This is a genomic window from Geomonas silvestris (assembly GCF_014193515.1).
GTDB lineage: Bacteria > Desulfobacterota > Desulfuromonadia > Geobacterales > Geobacteraceae > Geomonas > Geomonas silvestris.
Genome location: NZ_BLXX01000001.1, coordinates 736,815 through 757,712 on the forward strand (window position 1 = coordinate 736,815; position 20,898 = coordinate 757,712).

General features: G+C 64.8%; 17 protein-coding genes. 12 read left to right on the top strand and 5 right to left on the bottom strand.

Going from position 1 to position 20,898, the window contains the following annotated elements; genetic code table 11:
- Positions 1–253: 253 nt before the first annotated feature.
- Positions 254–574: a carboxymuconolactone decarboxylase family protein gene (locus tag GMST_RS03130; protein ID WP_183353145.1), complete on the bottom strand. Its 321-nt coding sequence runs from the start codon at positions 572–574 to the stop codon at positions 254–256.
- A gap of 61 nt (positions 575–635) precedes the next feature.
- The gene (locus GMST_RS03135) at positions 636–3,206 is read right to left on the bottom strand and encodes a two-component system response regulator (protein ID WP_183353146.1); all 2,571 of its coding nucleotides are present in this window, start codon (positions 3,204–3,206) and stop codon (positions 636–638) included.
- A 1,060-nt stretch (positions 3,207–4,266) separates the two neighbouring features.
- Here GMST_RS03135 and GMST_RS03140 point away from each other — a divergent pair.
- From GMST_RS03140 to GMST_RS03165, 6 genes are all read left to right on the top strand, one after another.
- On the top strand, positions 4,267–5,082 hold the full coding sequence (locus GMST_RS03140; RefSeq protein ID WP_183353147.1) for a c-type cytochrome: 816 nt from the start codon (positions 4,267–4,269) through the stop codon (positions 5,080–5,082).
- Entirely contained in the window at positions 5,082–8,651 is a 3,570-nt protein-coding gene (locus GMST_RS03145) for a nitrate reductase subunit alpha (protein ID WP_183353148.1), read from the top strand. Before GMST_RS03140 ends, GMST_RS03145 begins: the two co-directional genes overlap by 1 nt.
- Before the next feature lie 223 nt (positions 8,652–8,874).
- Positions 8,875–10,326 carry a nitrate reductase subunit beta gene (gene narH / locus GMST_RS03150; RefSeq protein ID WP_183353149.1) on the top strand — a complete coding sequence of 484 codons (1,452 nt, stop codon included), beginning with the start codon at positions 8,875–8,877 and terminating at the stop codon, positions 10,324–10,326.
- Positions 10,323–10,868 carry a nitrate reductase molybdenum cofactor assembly chaperone gene (gene narJ, locus GMST_RS03155; protein ID WP_183353150.1) on the top strand — a complete coding sequence of 182 codons (546 nt, stop codon included), beginning with the start codon at positions 10,323–10,325 and terminating at the stop codon, positions 10,866–10,868. The genes narH and narJ overlap by 4 nt, the downstream gene beginning before the upstream one ends.
- A complete protein-coding gene (locus tag GMST_RS03160) occupies positions 10,862–11,527 on the top strand; it encodes a respiratory nitrate reductase subunit gamma (protein WP_183353151.1) in 666 nt (221 codons plus the stop codon). Before narJ ends, GMST_RS03160 begins: the two co-directional genes overlap by 7 nt.
- A gap of 149 nt (positions 11,528–11,676) precedes the next feature.
- Entirely contained in the window at positions 11,677–13,062 is a 1,386-nt protein-coding gene (locus GMST_RS03165) for a NarK family nitrate/nitrite MFS transporter (protein WP_183353152.1), read from the top strand.
- A gap of 115 nt (positions 13,063–13,177) precedes the next feature.
- On the opposite strand, the gene hcp is transcribed toward GMST_RS03165, so the two are convergent.
- On the bottom strand, positions 13,178–14,830 hold the full coding sequence (gene hcp, locus GMST_RS03170; RefSeq protein WP_183353153.1) for a hydroxylamine reductase: 1,653 nt from the start codon (positions 14,828–14,830) through the stop codon (positions 13,178–13,180).
- 182 nt (positions 14,831–15,012) lie between these two features.
- Here hcp and GMST_RS03175 point away from each other — a divergent pair, with 182 nt between their 5' ends.
- Entirely contained in the window at positions 15,013–15,174 is a 162-nt protein-coding gene (locus GMST_RS03175) for a hypothetical protein (protein ID WP_183353154.1), read from the top strand.
- Positions 15,175–15,282: 108 nt separating this feature from the next.
- On the opposite strand, the gene GMST_RS03180 is transcribed toward GMST_RS03175, so the two are convergent.
- Both GMST_RS03180 and GMST_RS03185 read right to left on the bottom strand, forming a co-directional pair.
- Positions 15,283–15,516 carry a hypothetical protein gene (locus GMST_RS03180; protein ID WP_183353155.1) on the bottom strand — a complete coding sequence of 78 codons (234 nt, stop codon included), beginning with the start codon at positions 15,514–15,516 and terminating at the stop codon, positions 15,283–15,285.
- Positions 15,517–15,704: 188 nt separating this feature from the next.
- Positions 15,705–16,301, bottom strand: coding sequence for a DinB family protein (locus tag GMST_RS03185; protein WP_183353156.1), 597 nt, complete (start codon positions 16,299–16,301; stop codon positions 15,705–15,707).
- A gap of 337 nt (positions 16,302–16,638) precedes the next feature.
- Between GMST_RS03185 and GMST_RS03190 the strand changes: the two genes are divergently transcribed.
- The 5 genes from GMST_RS03190 (at position 16,639) to GMST_RS03210 (ending at position 20,878) form a co-directional block, all read left to right on the top strand.
- Positions 16,639–18,039 (top strand): cbb3-type cytochrome c oxidase subunit I, encoded by a 1,401-nt coding sequence (locus GMST_RS03190; RefSeq protein WP_183353157.1) that lies wholly within the window; start codon positions 16,639–16,641, stop codon positions 18,037–18,039.
- 11 nt (positions 18,040–18,050) lie between these two features.
- Positions 18,051–18,914: a cytochrome-c oxidase, cbb3-type subunit II gene (ccoO, locus tag GMST_RS03195; protein ID WP_183353158.1), complete on the top strand. Its 864-nt coding sequence runs from the start codon at positions 18,051–18,053 to the stop codon at positions 18,912–18,914.
- Position 18,915: 1 nt separating this feature from the next.
- Entirely contained in the window at positions 18,916–19,056 is a 141-nt protein-coding gene (locus GMST_RS03200; protein WP_183353159.1) for a cbb3-type cytochrome c oxidase subunit 3, read from the top strand.
- A 113-nt stretch (positions 19,057–19,169) separates the two neighbouring features.
- Entirely contained in the window at positions 19,170–19,661 is a 492-nt protein-coding gene (locus GMST_RS03205) for a c-type cytochrome (protein ID WP_183353160.1), read from the top strand.
- Complete coding sequence (locus tag GMST_RS03210) at positions 19,661–20,878, top strand: 4Fe-4S dicluster domain-containing protein (protein ID WP_183353161.1); 1,218 nt, start codon at positions 19,661–19,663, stop codon at positions 20,876–20,878. The genes GMST_RS03205 and GMST_RS03210 overlap by 1 nt, the downstream gene beginning before the upstream one ends.
- The last annotated feature ends 20 nt before the right edge of the window (positions 20,879–20,898 follow it).

Here is a 20,898-nt window from a genome sequence, read left to right on the forward strand (position 1 = left end):
TGCCTCCAAAAGTGGGTGCTTCGGGAATTTTCGTGGAGACCGCATTCCCCCTCCCTTGACGGGAGGGGGCAGGGGGGTGGGTGAAGCTGCCATGTACCATGAAGTGGCGCCCTCCCCCTCACCCTGGCCCTCTCCCGCAAGGGGAGAGGGGACTTAATTGGACGGCTTTCCCCGAAAATCCGGATGAACCAAAAAGAGACCCCCGGCAGCCGTTATCGGGGTGCCAGGGGTCGTGGTCTTTCAGGGGTCGGGGTCAGTAGCCGCGTTCCAGGACGTCGTCCACCCAGGCGAGGGCGGCGGCGACGGTGGGAAAGCCGATGGTGCTGGTCAGGACGGTGACTGCGTGGCGGATCTCCTCCGGGGTCGCACCCGCTTCCAGGGCGCGGATGGTGTGGCTGTGCACCGAACCGTGCGACCGGATCGCGGCGGCTGCGGCCAGCTGGATCAAAAGACCGGTCTTGGCGTCCAGGGGACCGGAGTTCGCTGCCGCCTGGCGCAGCGCCTCGACTGCGCCGATCAGTTCGCCGTGGCGTGCCTTGAGTCGTTGGTAGTGCTCGTGCGGTTCTCTGCTCATTGTTGCCTCCCTCCTCGTGAGTGCGGCGCCCGATGCGGGCTCATGGGCCGCTGGAAGGAGTTTAGCCGGATTCTCGTGCGGCGCAAATCCTGCGCGAGTTTTTTGCCGGATTGGCGGGTGCCGCGGGCCAGGGGGAGCCGTCGGAGCGGCTGTCGAACCACTCGGTCACCTCGTGCTTGCCGATGCGCCGGCCGTGCTCGCGTCCCAGGCTCCCCTCCAGGGCGTCGGCGGGCATCGGCTTGGCGAGGTAGAACCCCTGCACCTCGTCGCACCCCAGCTCGCTTAGGTGGTGCAGCTGGTCCGAGTTCTCGACCCCCTCGGCGAGCACCTTGAGGCTCAGGCTCTGGGCCATGGTGATGATCGCCTCGACGATGGCCGCGTCGTCGTTGCTGCGGCTTACGTCGGCTACAAAGGAGCGGTCTATCTTGATCCGGTCCACCGGGAAGTGCTTTAGGTAGTTAAGCGACGAGTAACCGGTGCCGAAGTCGTCGATGGAGAGCTGCACCCCCATGTTCTTCAGGGCCTCCAGGGTCTCGATGGTCCGATCGGCGTTTTCCATGATGACGCTCTCGGTGAATTCCAGCTCGAGGCTCTTGGGATCCACCCCGGTCTCCCAGATCACCTGGTTCAGCATCGCCACGAAATCCTGCTGCTTCAACTGCTTGCCCGAGACGTTCACCGCCACCCGGAACTCGGGGTGCCCCTGCTCGGCCCAAAGGCGCGCCTGCAGGCAGGCGGAGCGCAGCACCCACTCGCCGATCCCCAGGATGAGCCCGGAATCCTCGGTGAGCGAGATGAAATCGGAGGGGAGCATGAGCCCGAAGTCGGCGCTCTGCCAGCGCAAGAGAACCTCGGCCCCCACCATCTTGTTGGTCCTCAGATCCCACTGGGGCTGGTAGTGCAGGAAGAACTCGCCGCGCTCGAGCCCCTGGCGCAGCGCGTTTTCCAGGGCGACCCGGTGCAGGATCTTGTGGTTCATCTCCTCGGAGAAGAAGCGGAACCGGCCGCGCCCCTCGCTCTTGGCGTGGTACATGGCGGTATCGGCGCTCCGGAACAGGCTCGAGGCGTCGTGGCTGTCGTCGGGGAAGAGCGCTATGCCGATGCTCGCGCTGGAGTAGACGGTGCGCCCCTCGATCTCGAAGGGGTCCTGGAAGATGTCCAGCATGCGCTGTACGGCGGCGGCGACCCGGTCCTGGCAGGAGATGGAGGTCAAAAGGACCACGAACTCGTCCCCCCCAAGGCGCGCCAGAAGGTCCGACTCGCGGATGCACTCGCTGAGCCTCAAGGCCACCTCGTAGAGGAGCTTGTCTCCCGCCCCGTGACCCAGGGTGTCGTTGATGTCCTTGAAGTTGTCCAGGTCCAAAAAGACCAGGCTGAGCGCGTCGCCGTCCCGGCCTGCCTGGGCCAGGCACTGGTGCAGCCTCTCGAGGAACATGCTCCGGTTGGGAAGCCCGGTCAGGTTGTCGTAGTAGGCGAGCCGGTTGATGCGCTCCTCGTTTTCCTTTCGTTCCGAGATGTCCTCGCAGGTGGTGACGATCCCCAGGTAGCGCTGTTCGCGGTCCAGGACCGGGATCGAGGTGAGCAGCACCGGGAACTCCTCGCCGCTTTTCCTGACGTTCACGCTCTCGCGGCGCCAGGTGGTGCCGTCGGTGAGCCGGTTGGGCGGGGTCTGGCGGCGGTGCTGGGTGGCGGCGAAGGCGCGCGCCTCCCGGCCGATCAGCTCCTCCACCTCGAAGCCGTGCATGCGGGCCTCGGCCGGGTTCAGGTAGACGATGCGGCCGTTGGCGTCGGAGAAGGTGATGCCGATCTGCAGGCTGTCCACCGCCTCCTTGAGCATCCGGCTGCGGGCCTCGCTGCGGCGCGCCTCGGTCACGTCCTGCAGGGTCCCCACCAGGTGCACGCTGCGCGGCGCGCCGGTCGGCTCTCGCCGGCCGTAGATCCAGACCTGGCGCTCGCTGCCGTCGCCGCGCACGATGCGGCACTCGAAGTCGCACCCCGCCGGGTCGTCCAGGGCCCGCTCGAACTGCTCGCGCACCAGGTCGCGGTCCTTGGGGGCGACCTGCTGTAGGAAGGCCATCAGGGTGCCGTTGTCGGCGTCCTGCGAGGTCCCCAAGATGGCGAACATCTGCTGCGACTTCCAAAAGCGCCCGCTCTCCGGGCTCCACTCCCAGTCCCCCAGCCGGGCGATCTGCTGCACCCGCGCCAGCCGGTCCTCGCTTTGCTGCAGGTTTTTCAGAAGCCGGCCGTTGCGCAACAGGCAGCGCGCCCGGTACACCAAGAGCTCGGGGTTCCCGCTCTTGGCGACGAAGTCGCTCGCGCCCGCCTCGAAGGCGCGGTGCACCAGGTCCCCCTCGTCGCTGCCGGTGACCGCCAGGATCGGGGTGTAGCGGCCAAGCACCAGGGAGCGGATGCGCCGGCAGCTTTCGAGCCCCGCGCACTCCGGAGCTTTCAGCTCGAGGAGCACCAGGTCCGGTTGCCGTTCGATGAAAAGGGGGAGCGGGTCGCCTTGTGCGGGAGCACGGACCGTCCGGAAGCCCCCTTTTTCCAGGGTGCTCCTGACGATGCCGTGGGCCACATCGTCGTCGTCAACGATGAGGATGAGCGGCAGGTAGTTCGGACTGGTTTCCGTCATACACGGGATCTCCTTAGATCGGAACAGCAGCTACCGGAGAAACTGTATAAAAGGCGCAACAGATACAGTACCAAGGTGACGGTTCCTTACTGGGGCGGTAATTTAAATCAAATTGCACCTTAAGGCAATCACATTATGTAGGACTTAATGCAACATTTTGATTTGATTGGACGATTCGGCGCCGGGCCCGCAGCGGCCGCCACAGCGGCAGCGGAAACGGGCCGAAAGCGCTGTCAGCGGGAACAGGACAAGGCCCTGCGGTTTGGAGGATGATCCCGCGAAGGGGGCCGGGCCGCCCCAGGAAGCGAAGCGGCGGGTGACGGCAAAGCGGTTTTCTTGACCTGGGTCATACCCGCCAAAGCTGCCGGTGCTAGGATGGCGAAAGAGAAAAGCTCCGCCCCCGGGCGGATAACCGGAGGTTTACCATGGAACTCGTCGTGATCATAATGGCCCTGACCTGGATGCTTGCCGCCGCCGTGTCGCTCTGCCCGCTGTGCCACGCCCCGCAGGAATAAGCGTCGACGTGCTCGTTCCGGGTGCCTCCTGCTGCGGCAGCGGCAGCGGCGCCCCGGAAGCAGGCCGCCGCCCGTGCCCCTTCCCGTTGAGCGGTTTTTCCACTCTCCGCTTCGCCATCGATATCGCGAGCCTCACCTAACACCCACCTCCCAGGCCCCGAAGACTCCCTCTCCGGCCGGAGAGGGAGTCTTTTTTGTTTTCTAAATATTTTCCAACGCTTTACTCCTATCCCGCATTCCTACCTCGCCGTTTAAATTCCCTACCGGCAAAGCATAAATCTACTCGGGTGCTAGAATCTCAACGGCCTTGTGACAGTGGCAGATGGGCTCATTGAGTAAGACCGCATCTCCATTGGCAGTTTCACGCTTACATCTGACTTTTTTCATGCGCGAGAACCGGAACAAACCCGCACTTTTTTGACCTAGGTCAAGAACCGTTTCAAAATCCTGTTCTACAGTCACCGTAAACAATCGCGCCGCAACCGGGGCGCGGTCTCCCGGACCGGTGCGACCTGCCGGGAAGCCACGACAAGGAGGAGCTCCAGATGGTCCAAGGAACCAAGACGCTGCGCACCCTGCTCCTGGTGTCGGCAGTCCTGGGCGCGGCAGTGAGCGCCCAGGCCGACACCGGAAAGGAGCTCTTCGAGAAACTCTGCGCCGGCTGCCACACGATCGGCGGCGGCGACGGAGGCGGCCCCGACTTGAAGGGGGTCGCCGCGAAGCACCCCGCCGCGTGGCTGGAGCGGGTGATCGTCGAGCCGGACAAGCTGACGGCGGAGAAGGACCCCGCGCAGCAGGAGCTCGTGAAGAAGTTCGGCATGGAGATGCCCAACCTCGGGGTGAGCCGCGAGGACGCCAAGAAGATCGTGGCCTTCCTGGGAGGCGGTACCCCGGCTGAGGAAGCCGCCGGTGCCCCCGACGGGGCGCAGCCCGCGGCCGGCGTGGCGCCCGAAGCCGCCAAGGCCGAGGCCCCGGTGACCAAGGAGCTTTTGGCGACCGGCGTCGCGCTCTTCACCGGCAAGGAGCGCTTCGGCAAGGGGGGCGCCCCCTGCGTCTCCTGCCACCGCCTGAGCTATCCCGGCATCAACGGGGGTTCGCTCGCCAAGGACCTCTCCGGCATGTACGGCAGGCTGGGCGAGAACGGGACCAAGGGGGTGCTGAAGGGGCTCAGTTTCCCGATCATGAAGAAGATCTACGCCGAGCGCCCCTTGAGCGAGGAGGAGATCACCGCCCTCACCGCGCTCTTCAAGGACCAGGCCGCGCAGAAGCAGGCGGCGGATGATCCCTACCCCGCCGCCGGCCTCGGCTTCTTCGCCCTCTGCCTGGCCGGCGCCATCGCCTTCAAGAGGAGGATCCGCTGATGTCGAACCGGATAAAGGACGAGCGTTCGCCGGAGTCCCGCAACTGGGAGGAGTTCTACCGCAACCGCTGGCAGTACGACAAGGTGGTGCGCTCCACCCACGGCGTCAACTGCACCGGCGGCTGCAGCTGGATGGTGCACGTGAAGGACGGCATCGTCGGCTGGGAGCTGCAGGCCAACGACTACCCCCAGTTCGACGGCAGCGTGCCGAACCACGAGCCGCGCGGCTGCCCCCGCGGCATCAGCTACTCCTGGTACCTCTACAGCCCGCTGCGGGTCAAGTACCCCTACCTGCGCGGGGCGCTCTTGGACCGCTGGACCGAGGCCAAAGGGCGCTTCGACGACCCCGTCGAGGCCTGGGCCAGCATCGTCGAGAACCCCGAGGCCCGCGCCTCCTACACCGGCCGGCGCGGCATGGGGGGCTTTCGGCGCGGCGACTGGGAAACCGCCATCGAGATCATCGCCGCCTCCAACATCTACACCGCGAAAAAGCACGGTCCGGACCGGGTCGTCGGCTTCTCCCCCATCCCCGCCATGTCGATGATCAGCTACGCGGCCGGCACCCGCTACCTGCAGCTGTTCGGCGGCGTCGCCATGAGCTTCTACGACTGGTACTGCGACCTCCCCCCCGCCTCCCCGCAGGTCTGGGGCGAGCAGACCGACGTGAACGAGTCGGCCGACTGGTACAACGCCTCCTACATCGTGCTGTGCGGCTCCAACGTCCCGATGACCCGCACCCCGGACGCCCACTACCTCTCCGAGGCGCGCTACCGCGGCACCAAGGTGGTGGTCATGTCGCCCGACTACTCCATGGCGAGCAAGTTCGCCGACGCCTGGCTCCCGGTCGAGCAGGGGCACGACGGCGCCTTCTGGATGGCGGTGAACCACGTGATCCTCAAGGAGTGCTACGCCGACCGTAGCGTCCCCTTCTTCGACGACTACGCCCGCACGTACACCGACCTCCCCTTCCTGGTGGAGCTCACCGAGAAGGACGGGGCCTGGGTCCAGGGGGAGCTGGTGCGCGCCGACCGCTTCGAGCGCTCGGCCTCGCTCGAGCACGCCGACTGGACCCTGTGCGTCGCCGACCGTGCGGGAGAGGTGCGGGTCCCCAACGGCAGCCTCGGTTCGCGCTGGAGCAAGCAAGAGGGGAAATGGAACCTGGACATGAAGGACCAGGTGGACGGCTCGGAGATCGACCTCAAGCTCTCCTTTTTGGGGGAGCAGACGGCGCGGGTCCGCTTCCGCTTCGAGGGGGAAAAGGACGCCCTGCGCGAGGTGCCGGTGCGCCGGGTCGCGACCCGCGACGGCGAGATCACGGTCACCACGGTCTTCGATCTCCTCATGGCGCAGTTCGGGGTGTCGCGAGGTCTCAAGGGGGACTACCCGCACGGCTACGACTCCGAGCTCCCCTTCACCCCGAAGTGGCAGGAGAAGCACACCGGCATCGACGCCGAGACCGTCCTGAAGATCGCGCGCGAGTGGGCGCAAAACGGCGAAGAGAGCGGCGGGCGCAACATGGTGATCATCGGCGCCGGGGTGAACCACTGGTACCACAACGACCTCATCTACCGCGCCGCCATCACCGCGCTCATCCTGACCGGCAGCGTCGGGAGAAACGGCGGCGGGCTCGCACACTACGTAGGGCAGGAGAAGGTGGCGCCGCTCTCCCCCTGGACCTCCATCGCCATGGCCCACGACTGGGTGAAGCCCTCGCGGCTGCAGAACACCCCGAGCTTCTGGTACATCCACTCGGACCAGTGGCGCTACGACCGCTCCTTCGTCGACTACTTCAAGCCGGAGACCGGGGAGAAGATGCCGATGCACGCGGCCGACTTCAACGCCAAGGCGGTGCGCCTGGGGTGGCTCCCCTTCGCCCCGCACTTCGACGAGAACCCCCTGAAACTGGTGGAAAAGGCCCAGGCGGAAGGGGCCCAGTCCGACGCCGAGATCCGCACCTGGCTGGTGGATCGCCTCAAGAAGGGGACCACCCGCTTTGCGGTGGAGGACCCGGACAGTGCGGGGAACTCCCCCAAGGTCTGGTTCATCTGGCGCGGCAACGCGATCTCCTCCTCCGCCAAGGGGCACGAGTTCTTCTTGAAGCACGTCCTGGGGGCCCCCAACGCGAGCTTCACCGCGAAGGAGGTCGCCAAGGGGCAGGTGAAGGACCTGGTCTGGCACGAGAAGGCGCCCGAGGCGAAGGTGGACCTGGTGGTCGACTTGAACTTCCGGATGGACACCTCCACCCTCTACTCGGACATCGTACTGCCTGCCGCCACCTGGTACGAGAAGAGCGACCTCAACACGACCGACATGCACTCCTTCGTGAACTGCATGGACGCGGCGGCCCCCCCCTCCTGGGAATCGAGAAGCGACTGGAAGATCTTCTCCGCGGTGGCCAAAAAGGTGAGCGAACTCGCCGAGAAGCACCTCCCCACCCCGGTGAAGGACGTGGTGGCCGCGCCGCTTCTGCACGACACCCCGGGCGAGATCGCCCAGCGCCGGGTGGCGGACTGGAAGCTCGGCGAGTGCGAGGCGATCCCCGGCAAGACCATGCCCAACCTGGCCGTGGTGGAGCGCGACTACCCGAACATCTACCAGCGCTTCCGCTCCCTCGGCCCCGACATCGGGCACCTGGGGTCGCACGGCAACTACTACGACGCCGACGACGAGGCGGAGAAGCTCCTCGACACCCTCCCGACCCGGGAGTTCGCCGGGAAGCTGCGGGTCGACCTGGAGGAGGAGAAGACCGTCGCGGACGTCATCCTGACCCTCGCCTCCGAGACCAACGGGGAGCTGGCGCACCGCGCCTTCCAGAAGCTGGAGAAGCGTGTCGGCAAGCCGCTAGCCTCGATCTCCGCAGGCAATCGCGACTTCCGCATGAAGTGGGAGGACGTGACCCAGAAACCGCGCCGGGTGATCAGCTCGCCGATCTGGAGCGGGCTCATGAACGACGGGCGCCCCTACTCCCCCTTCACCTTGAACGTGGAGCACCTGGTCCCCTGGCGCACCCTCTCCGGGCGGCAGTCGCTCTACCTGGACCACCCCTACTACCGGGAGTTTTACGAGGGGCTCCCCACCTTCAAGGGGAAGCTCGACCCGCGGGTACTGGACGAGACCGAGGGGGAGACCGGGCTGGTGCTCAACTTCCTCACCCCGCACGGCAAATGGGGGATCCACTCCACCTACAGCGACAACCTGAGGATGCTCACCCTGTCGCGCGGCGGGCAGGCGGTCTGGCTGAACCACAAGGACGCCGAGAGCGCCGGGATCGAGGACAACGAGACGGTGGAGATGTACAACGCCAACGGCGTGGTGGTCTGCCGCACCATCGTCTCCGCCCGCATCCCGCAGGGGGCAGCCATCATGTACCACGCCCCGGAGCGGACCCTCAACATCAAGAAGTCCAAGAAAAGCGGCAGGAAAGGCGGGGTGCACAACAGCCTCTCGCGCATCCGCCTGAAGCCGACCCTGATGCTCGGAGGCTACGCCCAGTTCAGTTACTACTTCAACTACTGGGGCCCCACCGGGGTGAACCGCGACAGCTACGTGGTGGTCAGGAAGCTCAAGTAGACCGTCAGATACCTCCACCCACTCGTCGTCCCCTCTCCCCCTGCGGGAGGGACAGGGTGAGGGGGAAGGCGCCACCTCGGCGCAGCTGGCAGCTTCACCCACCCCCCGGCCCCCTCCCGTCAAGGGAGGGGGGATGTGGTTCGCGGAATTTCCGGCTGAACCTTCGAAGGGCGGTAACGGCAGCACCGGAATAACTCAATTAGGTGGCGACAAGGAGCCGCATATGGACGTAAGAGCCCAAATCGTGATGGTGTTCAACCTGGACAAGTGCATCGGCTGCCACACCTGCTCCATCTCCTGCAAGAACATCTGGACCGACCGCAAGGGCGCCGAGTACATGTGGTGGAACAACGTGGAGACCAAGCCGGGCGTCGGGTATCCCAGGCACTGGGAGAACCAGGAGCGCTTCAAGGGTGGCTGGGTGGTGGACGGCAAGAGCCTGAAGCTTAAGGCGATGGGGAAGGGCCCCACCCTCCTGAACATGTTCTTCCAGCCCAACCTCCCCAAGATCGAGGAGTACTACGAGCCCTTCGACTTCGACTACGGGAACCTGGCCGGGGCCAAGGCGGGCGACGACCAGCCGACCGCCCGGGCCTTCTCCCAGATCTCCGGGAAGCCGATCGAGGAGATCCAGGGGGGCCCCAACTGGGACGACGACCTCTCCGGTTCGCAGATCTACGCGGCCCAGGACCCCAACCTGCAGGAAAAGCAGGTGATCGACTCCTACGCCTCCATGTTCATGCAGTACCTGCCGCGCATCTGCAACCACTGCCTCAACCCGGCCTGCGCCGCCTCCTGCCCCTCGCGCGCCATCTACAAGCGCGGCGAGGACGGCATCGTCCTGGTGGACCAGGAGGTCTGCAAGGGGTGGCGCTTCTGCACCAGCGCCTGCCCCTACAAGAAGGTCTACTTCAACTGGGATTCCGGAAAGGCCGAGAAGTGCATCTTCTGCTACCCCCGCGTGGAAGGCGGGCAGTGCAACGCCTGCGCCCACTCCTGCGTCGGGCGCATCCGCTACGTCGGGGTCCTCTTGTACGACGCCGACGGCGTGGAGGGGGCGGCGCTCAAGGGTGACGCCGAGCTGGTCCAGGCGCACCGCAACCTGATCCTCGACCCGCGCGACCCGGCGGTGCGCGCCGCGGCGAAGAAGAACGGGATCTCCGAGCGCTGGCTGGACGCCGCCGAGAAGTCCCCGGTCTACACCCTGGTGAAGGAGTTCGGCCTGGCGCTCCCGCTGCACCCGGAGTTCCGCACCGTCCCGATGGCCTACTACATCCCGTCGCTCTCCCCGGTTCTCTCCACCTGGGGCGACACCCATAAGCTCCTCGAGCACGGCATGATCCCGGCCCTGGAAACCCTCAGGGTCCCGGTGGGGTACCTGGCGAGCATCCTCTCCGGTGGGAACCGGGAGGTGATCGAGGAGGCCCTCAAGAAGCTGATCGCCCTGAGGGTCTTCATGCGCAGCGCGAACCTGAAAAAGGAGAGCGACAGCGCGGCGCTCGCCGAGGCAGGCCTCGACGCCGCTGCCGCCAAGAGGCTCTACCGGCTCTTCACCCTGGCAAGCTACGACGAGCGCAACGTGATCCCGCCGCAGCAGCGCGAGGAGCAGGACCCCGAGCGGCGCAAGCAACAGGGTGGCTTCGGCATCCTCAAGAAGACCGGGAGGGGGAGATGAGCATCCAAGAAAGCTACCAGGCGCTCGCCCGCCTGCTGGACTACCCCAAGGGGAAACAGGAACTGACGGAGAGCTACCGCTTGGTGGCTTCCTTCTTCTCCGAATACGGCATGGCCCCGCCCGCCGCCCCCTTCGGGGAGCTGCTGGAGGAGGCCAGCCTCGCCGAGCTGCAGGAGGAGTACGTCGCGCAGTTCGACTTCAACCCGGCCCAGGCCCCGTACCTGGGGCACCACCTCTACGGCGACAACCAGAAAAAGGGGGCCTACCTGATCCGGGTCAAGCAGCAGTACCGCAGCTTCGACTTCGCACCCCCCGAAAACGAGCTCCCGGACCACCTGCGGGTGCTGCTCGCCTTCCTGGGTCACCTGGCTGGGCTGGGCGAGGACACCCTGCGACGCCAGTTCATCGCGCACGAGGTGCAGCCCGGCCTGGACAAGCTGATCGAAGCGACCGGGGCGCGCGGGCTCTCCCCCTGGCTCACCCTGGTAGAGGCGGCGGGGCTCTTGGTAAGCCACGACTGCCGGGAGGTATCGACATGCTGAACAACCTGATCTTCATAGCGCTCCCCTACGCCGCACTCGCCCTGGTCCTTTTGGTCACGCCCTACCGGTTCCTCTCCAACCGGCTCACCTGGAGCGCCTACTCGACCCAGTTCCTGGAGCGGAAGTTCCTCTTCTGGGGGATCAACCCCTGGCACTACGGGATCATACCGATCCTCACGGCGCACATCCTGGGGTTCGCCTTCCCGGGGCTCTTCAAGCCCTTTTTGGGGAACCAGCAGACCCTGCTCCTGGTGGAGAGCTTTGGGCTCGGGCTCGGGCTCTTCGCCCTCATGGGGTGCCTCATCCTCCTCTTGCGCCGGGTGAACTCCGGGATGCTGTCCCGGGTCACCTATGGCAGCGACTGGCTGGTGCTCCTCCTGCTGGTCTTCCAGGCCGGTACCGGGATCTACGTCAGCTACTTCCTGCGCTGGGGGACCCAGTGGTACCTGCACTCCGCAGTCCCCTACCTCTGGTCGGTCGTCTCCTTCAACCCGCAGCTGGGGTACGTGGCGGAGCTGCCGCTCGCGGTCAAGCTGCACGCGGCCGGGGCCTTCCTGATCGTGGCGGTGCTCCCGTTCACCAAGCTGGTGCACCTGCTCTACCTCCCGGTTGACTTCCTGAAGGACCCGCCCATCCCCTACCGGTGGAGGACCAAGTAGCGCCGAGCCGGTCTCGGCGCCGCCGCCGCTCGAACCAGCCGGGATGCGGCACAAGCTCGAGGGCGGCGAAGCGGCAAAGGAGCGGCTGATACTCCTTCCGCAAGCTGCACCACGAGACAACCACCCGCCCTGAGAAGGAGGAAAGCCCCATGTCCGAACGCGTACTGACAACCTGGATGCCGGAGGACGAGCGGTTCTGGCAGGAGAGCGGCAGCGCCATCGCCACCCGCAACCTCTGGATCTCCATCCCGTCGCTCTTTCTCTCCTTCGCGGTCTGGATGGTCTGGAGCGTCGTGGTGGTGAACCTGCAGTCGATCGGCTTCGGCTTCGACGCCGACAAACTCTTCTGGCTCGCCGCGCTTCCCGGCCTCTCCGGCGCCACCCTCAGGATCTTCTACTCCTTCATGGTCCCCATCTTCGGGGGGCGCACCTGGACCACCCTGAGCACCGCGTCGCTTTTGCTCCCGGCCATCGGCATCGGCTTCGCCGTGCGCGATCCCGGCACGAGCTACACGACCATGCTGATCCTGGCGCTCCTCTGCGGCCTGGGGGGCGGCAACTTCGCCTCCAGCATGTCCAACATAAGCTTCTTCTACCCGAAGTCGCTCAAGGGGACCGCCCTGGGGCTCAACGCCGGGCTCGGAAACCTCGGGGTGAGCGCCATGCAGTTCCTGGTGCCGCTCGTTATCACCACCGGGATGTTCGGGGCGCTGTGCGGCGACCCGCAGATGTGCGTGGTGAAGGGACTGAGGACCTCGGTCTGGATGCAGAACGCCGGCTTCGTCTGGGTCCCCTTCATCGTCCTTGCCACCCTGGCCGCCTGGTTCGGCATGAACGACATCGCCGACGCCAAGGCCTCCTTCCGGGAGCAGTCGGTCATCTTCCGCCGCAAGCACAACTGGATCATGTGCTGGCTCTACCTGGGGACCTTCGGCTCCTTCATCGGCTATTCGGCGGGGCTGCCGCTGCTCATCAAGTCCCAGTTCCCCGGGGTGAACCCGACCCAGTACGCCTTCCTGGGCCCCCTGGTGGGTGCGCTCTGCCGGCCGCTGGGGGGGTGGATCGCTGACAAGCTCGGGGGGGCGCGGGTCACCTTCTGGAACTTCGCCGCCATGGCGCTCGCCGCCTTCGGGGTGCTGCACTTCCTCCCCCACGGCGGGACCGGGGGCAATTTCTGGGGTTTCCTCGCCATGTTCATCCTGATGTTCGTCAGCACCGGCATCGGCAACGGCTCCACCTTCCGGATGATCCCGATCATCTTCCTGACCGAGCGCCAGCGCGCGGCAGCCGGCAGGGGCCCCCAGGCCGAGAGCCAGGCGGGCGCCGAGGCGGCCAAGGAGGCCGCGGCGGTGCTCGGCTTCAGCTCCGCCTTCGCGGCCTACGGCGCCTTCTTCATCCCCAAGGCGTTCGGGAGCTCCATGACCCTCACCGGAGGTCCCCAGGCGGCGCTCTACGGGTTTATCGGCTTCTACCTCACCTGCCTCGCGCTCACCTGGTTGTGCTACTCGCGCAAGAACTCCGGGATGCCCTGCTAGAAAGCTGCTTCCCCTTAAGATCGCGGCAACGGGAAAGACCTGGGGGCCAAAACAAGAAAAGGGCCAAAACCGTGCGCCGGTTTTGGCCCTTTTCTGCGTTACTGCCGGTTAACCCTTAGGCGGCGCCCAGTGCCACCTTCAGGTCGGCGTCGACGTCCCCCACCCGGCCGATGTTGAAGTTCTCCACCAGGAAGTTGAGGACGTTCGGGGAGAGGTAGGCCGGCAGCGCCGGTCCGAGCTTGATGTTCTTGATCCCCAGGTGCAAAAGCGACAGGAGGATGACGTGCGCCTTCTGCTCGTACCAGGAGAGGATGAAGGAGAGCGGCAGGTCGTTCACACCGCAGTTGAAGGCGCCGGCAAGCGCCAGCGCGATGCGCACCGCGGAGTAGGCGTCGTTGCACTGCCCGACGTCCAGAAGGCGCGGGATGCCGCCGATGTCGCCGAAGTCGAGCTTGTTGAAGCGGTACTTGCCGCAGGCGAGCGTCAGGATCACGGCGTCCTTGGGGACCTTCTCGGCGAACTCGGTGTAGTAGTTGCGCCCCGGCTTCGCGCCGTCGCAGCCGCCGATCAGGAAGAAGTGCTTGATGGCGCCCGACTTCACCGCCTCGATCACCTTGTCGGCCACGCCCAGTACCGCGTCGTGACCGAAGCCGACCAGGATCTCCTTGCCGGGTGCCTCGGGGAGGTCCGGGCACTCCAGGGCCTTGTTGATCACCTCGCCGAAGTTCCAGCCGCTTAGGTGCTTCACGCCGGGCCACCCCACCTCGCCCCAGGTGAAGAGGCGGTCCTTGTAGCTCTCGGCCGGGCGCTGGATGCAGTTGGTGTTGAAGATGATGGCGCCGGGGAAGTTCGGGAACTCCTTGTGCTGGTCCTGCCAAGCGCCGCCGAAGTTGGCGTAGAGGTGGCCGTACTTCTTGAGCCCCGGATAGCCGTGGGCCGGGAGCATCTCGCCGTGGGTGTAGATGTCGATCCCCTTCCCCTCGGTCTGCTTCAAGAGCTCCTCGAGCATGCGCAGGTCGTGACCGGAAACCAGGATCCCCTTGTTCTTGCGGCTGCCGAGCTGCACCTTGGTCGGGGTCGGGCTGCCGTAGCGCTCGATGTGCCCTTCGTTGAGCATCGCCATGACCTTGATGTTCAGCTTGCCGCACTCCATGGCGATCCCCACCAGGTCCATGAGCCCCTTCGAGGGGTCACAGGTCGCCGCGAGGGCGTGGTGGAAGAAGGCGAAGACCTCCTCGTCGGTCTTGCCGAGGATCATGGCGTGATCGGCGTAGGCGGCCATACCCTTAAGGCCGTAGATGATGATCTCGATGGCGGACAACAGGTCGGGATCCGCCTGCTGGCTCTTCACCCCGTGCTCGCGTCCCTGGGCCACCAGTGTTTCCAGGTCGTTTGCGATAACCCAGGCCGCCGGTCCTTCGCTTATCTGCGGGGCGTGCCCGCCGTTTTTCTCGCGATAGGCCGTCTCGTAGAGCGCCTTCACCTTCTCCTTGAGATCGAAGCACTTGCGGAGCTTCCCTGCCAGCTGGACCGGGTCGAAGTCGACGTTGGTCACCGTGGTGAAGAGCCCCTCGATCAGGAACTTGTCTGCCACCTCGTAACGGGTGTCGAACTCGCGCGCCTTGTCGGCGTAGATGGCGAGCCCCTTGAGCCCGTAGAGCATCAGGTCCAACAGCGCCGCCACCTCCGGGTTCTTGCCGCACACCCCCATAACTTCGCAACCGGTCTCCTTGGCGGCCTGCTCGCACTGACGACAGAACATAGACATAAGCTCCCTCCTGTGAAATAATTGATAAATAGCGCTTGATTCAAACGACGGCTAGTATAGCGTGTCGCTTGCCAGTTTCAAGTATCCCGACACGGTTTTCTGTCACAAAAATAACGGTAGATACTGCGACGTCGGCAGGTTTCCGACATGAACCAGGACTAAAGAAGGAAAGGTGATGTGCTATGGCTAAGGACAGCAAGACGCTCTGCAAGTGGGACAAGGATGAAATCAAGGACAACTTCAAGGAACTCAAGAAGATCGTCGCGGAACCGCGCTACGTTTGCCGCAAGTGTGCGCGAGCCGCCAAAAAGGAAGAAAACCTCTGCAAGCCGGAGGAGATCTAGCGACGGGGAGGCCCCCGCAGGTACACCGGGTCGGCGACGGAAAAAACAGGACAAAAAAAGGCCGCATCCGAGGACGCGGCCTTTTTTCCTACTCTCGAAAGAGTGGAATTACTTTGCAGCCGGAGCGGCTTCTGCAGCCGGAGCAGCTTCTTTCTTCTCAGCTTTTTTTGCTTTCTTTGCTTTTTTTGCTTTCTTTGCTTTTTTAACCGGAGCTTTTTCTTCTTTTTTCACTTCAGCGGCCGGAGCGGCAGCCGGAGCCGGGGTAGCGTCAGCAGCGAAAACAACGCCAGCGAAAGCAACAGCAACGAGAGCAGCAACTACGGAGGACAGAACTTTCTTCATGGTGAATCTCCTTAAAAAGGTGAATGGTTACTATGTCCTCTCTATAGCATCACCCGTGCCAAAACTTGAAATACCCGAAAAGCCGGTTTCCACGCGGCTTTCCCGGCGCCCCAGCCGCCTCGCCACCCACGAAACATACCTCTAATGCGCCAGCCATACCCCAAATGAGGCAACTCGCGCCTCGGCTCTCATGTGCGACGCCCCCAAGACGGCGCCCGGGTCTCCCGCCCTCGGCGCGGCGCTTCATCCTCCCTCCGGCGCCGGTCCAGCAGGTTCAGGTGGTAGCGCACGTGCTGGGCCAGGAAGTAGAGCCACTGGTACATGTCCAGCCGACCAAGCCGGTGCACCGACATGCTGATGGTGCAAAGGCGCCCTTCCCCCTCCCGAATACTCTCCAACAGCTCCAGGCAGTGCCCCAGTTGGCTGTACAGCGCAGCGCGCAACTCCCAAAGGTCCCCCACCGGTCCCGGGAGCATGTGCTTAGGCGGCAGCCATTCGAAGGCGGCAGGGTCCGCGATCGGCGCGAGCGCCGTGAGGTCGCTCTCAAACTCGGGTATCGGCTGCCGGACCGCCCGTTTGAGCGCCTTTTGGCACCCCTTGCCGATGGTCAGCAGCAAAAAGTGGTTTACCAGGCGCAGGTGTTCCAGGTGCTCGGCGACGCTCCACCCCGCCGGGCAATCCGGCCGGGATCGCAGCCGGTCCGGCGACTCATCGAAGTAGCGGTCCGCCTCGGCAAAAACCTCTTTCAGGGCAGCGGCAACCTGTGCTGGCACTACTTGCGGCATGGCGATCCCTTTGTGGTAATCACTGAAAAATAATTGTCCGCGGCTTGATTAATATGAAATATACCATACACTCACAGGCGGTGCCGGCTGTAGGTGTAGTAGCAGGGGGGACTGTCGCTTAATCGACTGCGCTGTATAACGCCCTTCCCTTGACACCAACGCCGCCAGGCCTCCAGACAGAGTTTTTTTCAAAATGCAACAGTCCATTTTCCTCACCTTGAAGCCTAGCAAAAAGGTAAAGAAGTCAGCAGTTGAAATACTGCAAAGGGTGGCGATCCCATAGTACTTGTCTGATGAATCATACAGTTTTTTGCTGCATCAACACCAGGAGGCCGTCATGAATCAACCGGAAGGGTATGCAGACGACGTCGTCAAAGGGTTCCTGATCTCCAGCATGGCCTGGGGGCTCGCCTCGGTCCTTCTCGGGGTGCTCATCTCGCTGCAGATCGCGTTCCCCGACCTGAACTTCCCCCCCTACTTCTCCTACGGCCGGCTGCGCCCGATCCACACCAACGCCGGGATCTTCGGCTGGGGGATCGGCAGTTTCATGGCCTTCTTCATCTACATCACCCAACGGCTCACCAGGACGAGGCTCTGGAGTGAGGGGCTCGCCCGCTTCCAGCTCTGGCTTTTCAACATCGTGATCACCCTCGCCGCGGTGACGCTCCTTTTGGGGATGAACCGCTCCAAGGAGTACGCCGAACTCGAGTGGCCGGTGGCGCTCTTGGTGGTGGTGCTCTGGGTGGTCTTCGCGGTGAACATCATCATGACCATCGCGAAGAGGCGCGAGGAGCAGATGTACATCTCGCTTTGGTACGTCATGGCGGCGCTCGTAGGTGTCGCGATCCTCTACCTGGTGAACAACGCAGGGATTCCGGTCTCGCTCACCAAGAGCTACTCCGCCTACGCCGGCGCGAACGACGCCAACGTGCAGTGGTGGTACGGGCACAACGCGGTCGCCATGGTGCTCACAGCTCCCCCCCTGGCCATCTTCTACTACTTCCTCCCCAAAGCGACCGGCGTCCCCATCTACAGCCACCGCATGGGGGTGATCGCCTTTTGGAGCCTCATCTTCATGTACCTTTGGACCGGCGCGCACCACCTTTTGTGGACCCCGGTTCCCGACTGGGTCCAGACCCTCGCCATGGCCTTCTCGGTCATGCTGATCGCCCCCTCCTGGGCCGCGGTCTTCAACGGCTACTTCTCGATGAACGGCCAGTGGCACCAGATGCGCGAGAACTACCTCGCCAAGTTCCTCATCTTCGGGATCACCTTCTATGGCCTGCAGACCCTGCAGGGCCCCTCGCAGTCGGTGAGGACCTTCTCCGCCTTCATCCACTACACCGACTGGGTGCCCGGCCACGTGCACATGGGGACCCTCGGGTGGGTCTCCCTGGTGCTCTTCGCCGCCATCTACTACACGGTCCCCAAGCTCTACGGCCGGGAGATCTACAGCGTACCGCTCGCCAACCTGCACTTCTGGCTCGCGGTGATCGGCCAGCTCATCTTCTCCATCACCATGTGGATCGCCGGGGTGCAGCAGGCCACCATGCTGAACGCCTCCAACCCGGACGGCAGCCTGCACTACAGCTTCATGGAGACCCTGATCGAGCTCTACCCGTACTGGTACGGCCGCGCCCTGGGCGGCATCATCTACCTGGTGAGCCTCTTGATCTTCCTCTACAACATCGGGAAGACCATCGCCGGCGCGCCTAAAGCCGTGGCACAGAACGCCTAGGGAGGAGACCCATGTTCGAGAAAAACGTCCTCGTATTCCTCATTTCCGCCACGGTGGTCGTCCTCGTGGGCACCGTGGTCACCATGGTGGTCCCCTTCAAGTGGATCAACGACCCGAAACTCGCCATTGCGAGCGTGAAGCCCTACACCCCGCTGCAGCTCGAGGGACGCGACATCTACATCCGCGAGGGGTGCAACAACTGCCACACCCAGACGGTGCGGCCGCTTCTCTCCGACACCGAGCGCTACGGCGAGTACTCGAAGACCGGCGAGTTCGCCTACGACCAGCCCTTCTTGTGGGGCTCGCGGCGCACCGGACCGGATCTCGCCCGCATCGGCGGCAAGTACCCGGACGCCTGGCACGTGAAACACATGAAGGACCCGCAGTCCATGGTGCCGCGCTCCAACATGCCCAAGTACGCCTTCCTGGACCGGCCGCTCGACACGAGCCTCACCGAGAAGAAGATGCAGGCGCTCAAGTTCCCCTACACCGCGGAGGACCTGGCCGAGGCCAAGGGGAAGACCGAGCTTGCGGCGCTGGTCGCCTACATGCAGAAGCTCGGTAACGACATCCCCTGGCGCCAGGCCAAGAATGCCGCCGTCGTGGGCGAGCTGAAAAACCCGTTCCAGGACGACCTCTCGGTGCTCCCGGAGGGGAAGGCGCTCTACAAGGAACACTGCGCCCAGTGCCACGGCGACAAACTGCAGGGTGAGGTGGGGCCGAAGCTCTCCGACATGGACAAGCCCGATGCCCAGGTCTTCACCACCATCTTCTCCGGCTCACCCAACGCCGGGATGCCCGCCTTCGGCGACACCCTGGGCAAGGAGCGCACCTGGAAGCTGGTCACCTTCTTAAAGAACCAGCAAAGGCACTGACATGGACCTGGCCAGCATCTACTACCTCGGCGTCACCCTGGCACTCTTCGGCATCTTCGCGGCGATCGTGGTGCGCACCTACCGGAAAAGTGCCCGCGAGCGGGGTGAGGCCCCCAAGTACCGGATGCTGGACGAGGACTGACGGCTGCAGCACCCGGCTCCCCCGGCCCGACACTCCCCTCCCCCGGCGGAAGCGGGTCGGGGGGGAGCGGGGACCGGACCACGAAAGGCACACCACCTACAGGAGGCTTCCTCATGGCTTTGGAGCATAAGGATTACGACGGCATCAGCTACAACCCGCAGGACAAACCTCCCCTGGTCTTCAAGCTCCTCTTCACCGGCCTGATCATCTGGGGGATCGCCTTCATGGGGCACTTCCTCTTCGGGGGGTGGACCTCGCTCGGCGAGTACGCCCAGAAGAAATCGGCCAAAGAGGCGATGCTGAAGGCCCAGCAGCTGAAGGACGTAGCACCTGAGGCCGCCGCCCCGATCCCCGAGGCGAAGAAGGTGGAGCTTATGGCCGCCGGCAAGAAGGAGTTTGCCGAGCGCTGCGCCGCCTGCCACGGCGCGTCGGCCAAGGGGGGGATCGGCCCCGACCTGACCCAGGTGAAGTACAAGTACGGCAGGACCCCCGATGCGATCGCGCAGAGCATCGCCGAGGGGCGCCCCGGCGGCATGCCGTCCTTTAAGAACGATCTCTCCAAGGAGAAGGTCGAGGGGCTGGTGCAGTACCTGCTGTCGCTTTGATGCCGGCCCCCCCCAAGCGCATCGGGCCCAAAAGGAGGCTCGTCCAGTGGCTCGCCACCCTGGTCATCCTGGTGGTTCCCTTCATCAGGGTCGGTGGCGAGTCGCTCTTGCGCCTGGACGCCCAAAGCCGCAGCCTGCTCTTCTTCGGGGCGAGCCTGAGGATCGAGGAGTTCTACCTCTTCCTCATCGCGGTCCTCATCTTCGTCTTCGCCTTTTTGTTCGTCACCATGCTCTTTGGCAGGGTCTGGTGCGGCTGGCTCTGCCCCCAGACCACCCTGGGGGACCTGGCCGACTGGATCGACCGGCGCCTGGGCCGGCTCGGGCTCCCGGTCCTGTCCCGGCTCTTGCGCCAGGTAAGCTACCTCGCCCTCTCCCTCCTGGTCGCCTCCAATCTCATCTGGTACTTCATCCCCCCCGGCGAGTTTGTCTCCCGGCTCGCCGCGGGGAGGCTCGGGCCCGTGGCCGGGATCTCCCTTGCCAGTGTCGCGCTGCTGGTATATCTTGACCTCGCCCTGGTCCGGCGCAGCTTCTGCAAGACGGTCTGCCCCTACGGAAGGATCCAGCTCCTCACCATGGAGCGCAGCACGCTCACCCTCGAGTTCGATCCCAGGCTCAAGGGGGAGTGCCTGCGTTGCGGCGCCTGCGTGCGGGCCTGCCCGACCGGGATCGACATCAGGGACGGGCTGCAGATCGAGTGCATCAACTGCGGCCGCTGCCTGGACGCCTGCCGGGGCGTCATGGAGAAGCGCGGCCGCGACGGGTTGATCCACTACACCTTCGGCAGTGCCGAGCAGGGGGGCGGGCGCCCCTGGAACCGGCGCAGCGCGCTCTTCGCGGCGGTCCTGGCGCTCTTGTGCGGGATCTTTGCCTGGGGGGTCGGCCACCGCAGCGAGGCGACCCTCAAGGTGCAGCGCTCGGCCGGCGGCGAGGTGAAGCGCCTTCCCGACGGAGCCGTGGTGAACTTCTACGCGGTCTACCTGGAGAACCGCGGTACCCGCGCCGCGCGCTACGACCTCGAGGCCGGCGCGCTCCCCGGGCACCGGGTGGAACTCATCGGCCCGGTGCGCGGCCTGGAGCTGGCGGCCAACGAAAACCGCAGGGTCGACCTGGTGCTGAAGCTCACCCCGGCGCCGGCAGCGGCGGCGCGGGTGCAGCTTAAGCTCTTGCGCGAGGGAAAACCGGTGGCCGAGGCGCACCTGCCGGTGCTCGCGCAGTAGTCAGTTTTTTCATCGGACCG

What these genes read in the sequence shown, in the direction of transcription:
- GMST_RS03130 (WP_183353145.1), bottom strand. Translation starts at nt 574, where the DNA reads ATGAGCAGAGAACCGCACGAGCACTACCAACGACTCAAGGCACGCCAC.
- GMST_RS03135 (WP_183353146.1), bottom strand. Translation starts at nt 3,206, where the DNA reads ATGACGGAAACCAGTCCGAACTACCTGCCGCTCATCCTCATCGTTGAC.
- GMST_RS03140 (WP_183353147.1), top strand. Translation starts at nt 4,267, where the DNA reads ATGGTCCAAGGAACCAAGACGCTGCGCACCCTGCTCCTGGTGTCGGCA.
- GMST_RS03145 (WP_183353148.1), top strand. Translation starts at nt 5,082, where the DNA reads ATGTCGAACCGGATAAAGGACGAGCGTTCGCCGGAGTCCCGCAACTGG.
- narH (WP_183353149.1), top strand. Translation starts at nt 8,875, where the DNA reads ATGGACGTAAGAGCCCAAATCGTGATGGTGTTCAACCTGGACAAGTGC.
- narJ (WP_183353150.1), top strand. Translation starts at nt 10,323, where the DNA reads ATGAGCATCCAAGAAAGCTACCAGGCGCTCGCCCGCCTGCTGGACTAC.
- GMST_RS03160 (WP_183353151.1), top strand. Translation starts at nt 10,862, where the DNA reads ATGCTGAACAACCTGATCTTCATAGCGCTCCCCTACGCCGCACTCGCC.
- GMST_RS03165 (WP_183353152.1), top strand. Translation starts at nt 11,677, where the DNA reads ATGTCCGAACGCGTACTGACAACCTGGATGCCGGAGGACGAGCGGTTC.
- hcp (WP_183353153.1), bottom strand. Translation starts at nt 14,830, where the DNA reads ATGTCTATGTTCTGTCGTCAGTGCGAGCAGGCCGCCAAGGAGACCGGT.
- GMST_RS03175 (WP_183353154.1), top strand. Translation starts at nt 15,013, where the DNA reads ATGGCTAAGGACAGCAAGACGCTCTGCAAGTGGGACAAGGATGAAATC.
- GMST_RS03180 (WP_183353155.1), bottom strand. Translation starts at nt 15,516, where the DNA reads ATGAAGAAAGTTCTGTCCTCCGTAGTTGCTGCTCTCGTTGCTGTTGCT.
- GMST_RS03185 (WP_183353156.1), bottom strand. Translation starts at nt 16,301, where the DNA reads ATGCCGCAAGTAGTGCCAGCACAGGTTGCCGCTGCCCTGAAAGAGGTT.
- GMST_RS03190 (WP_183353157.1), top strand. Translation starts at nt 16,639, where the DNA reads ATGAATCAACCGGAAGGGTATGCAGACGACGTCGTCAAAGGGTTCCTG.
- ccoO (WP_183353158.1), top strand. Translation starts at nt 18,051, where the DNA reads ATGTTCGAGAAAAACGTCCTCGTATTCCTCATTTCCGCCACGGTGGTC.
- GMST_RS03200 (WP_183353159.1), top strand. Translation starts at nt 18,916, where the DNA reads ATGGACCTGGCCAGCATCTACTACCTCGGCGTCACCCTGGCACTCTTC.
- GMST_RS03205 (WP_183353160.1), top strand. Translation starts at nt 19,170, where the DNA reads ATGGCTTTGGAGCATAAGGATTACGACGGCATCAGCTACAACCCGCAG.
- GMST_RS03210 (WP_183353161.1), top strand. Translation starts at nt 19,661, where the DNA reads ATGCCGGCCCCCCCCAAGCGCATCGGGCCCAAAAGGAGGCTCGTCCAG.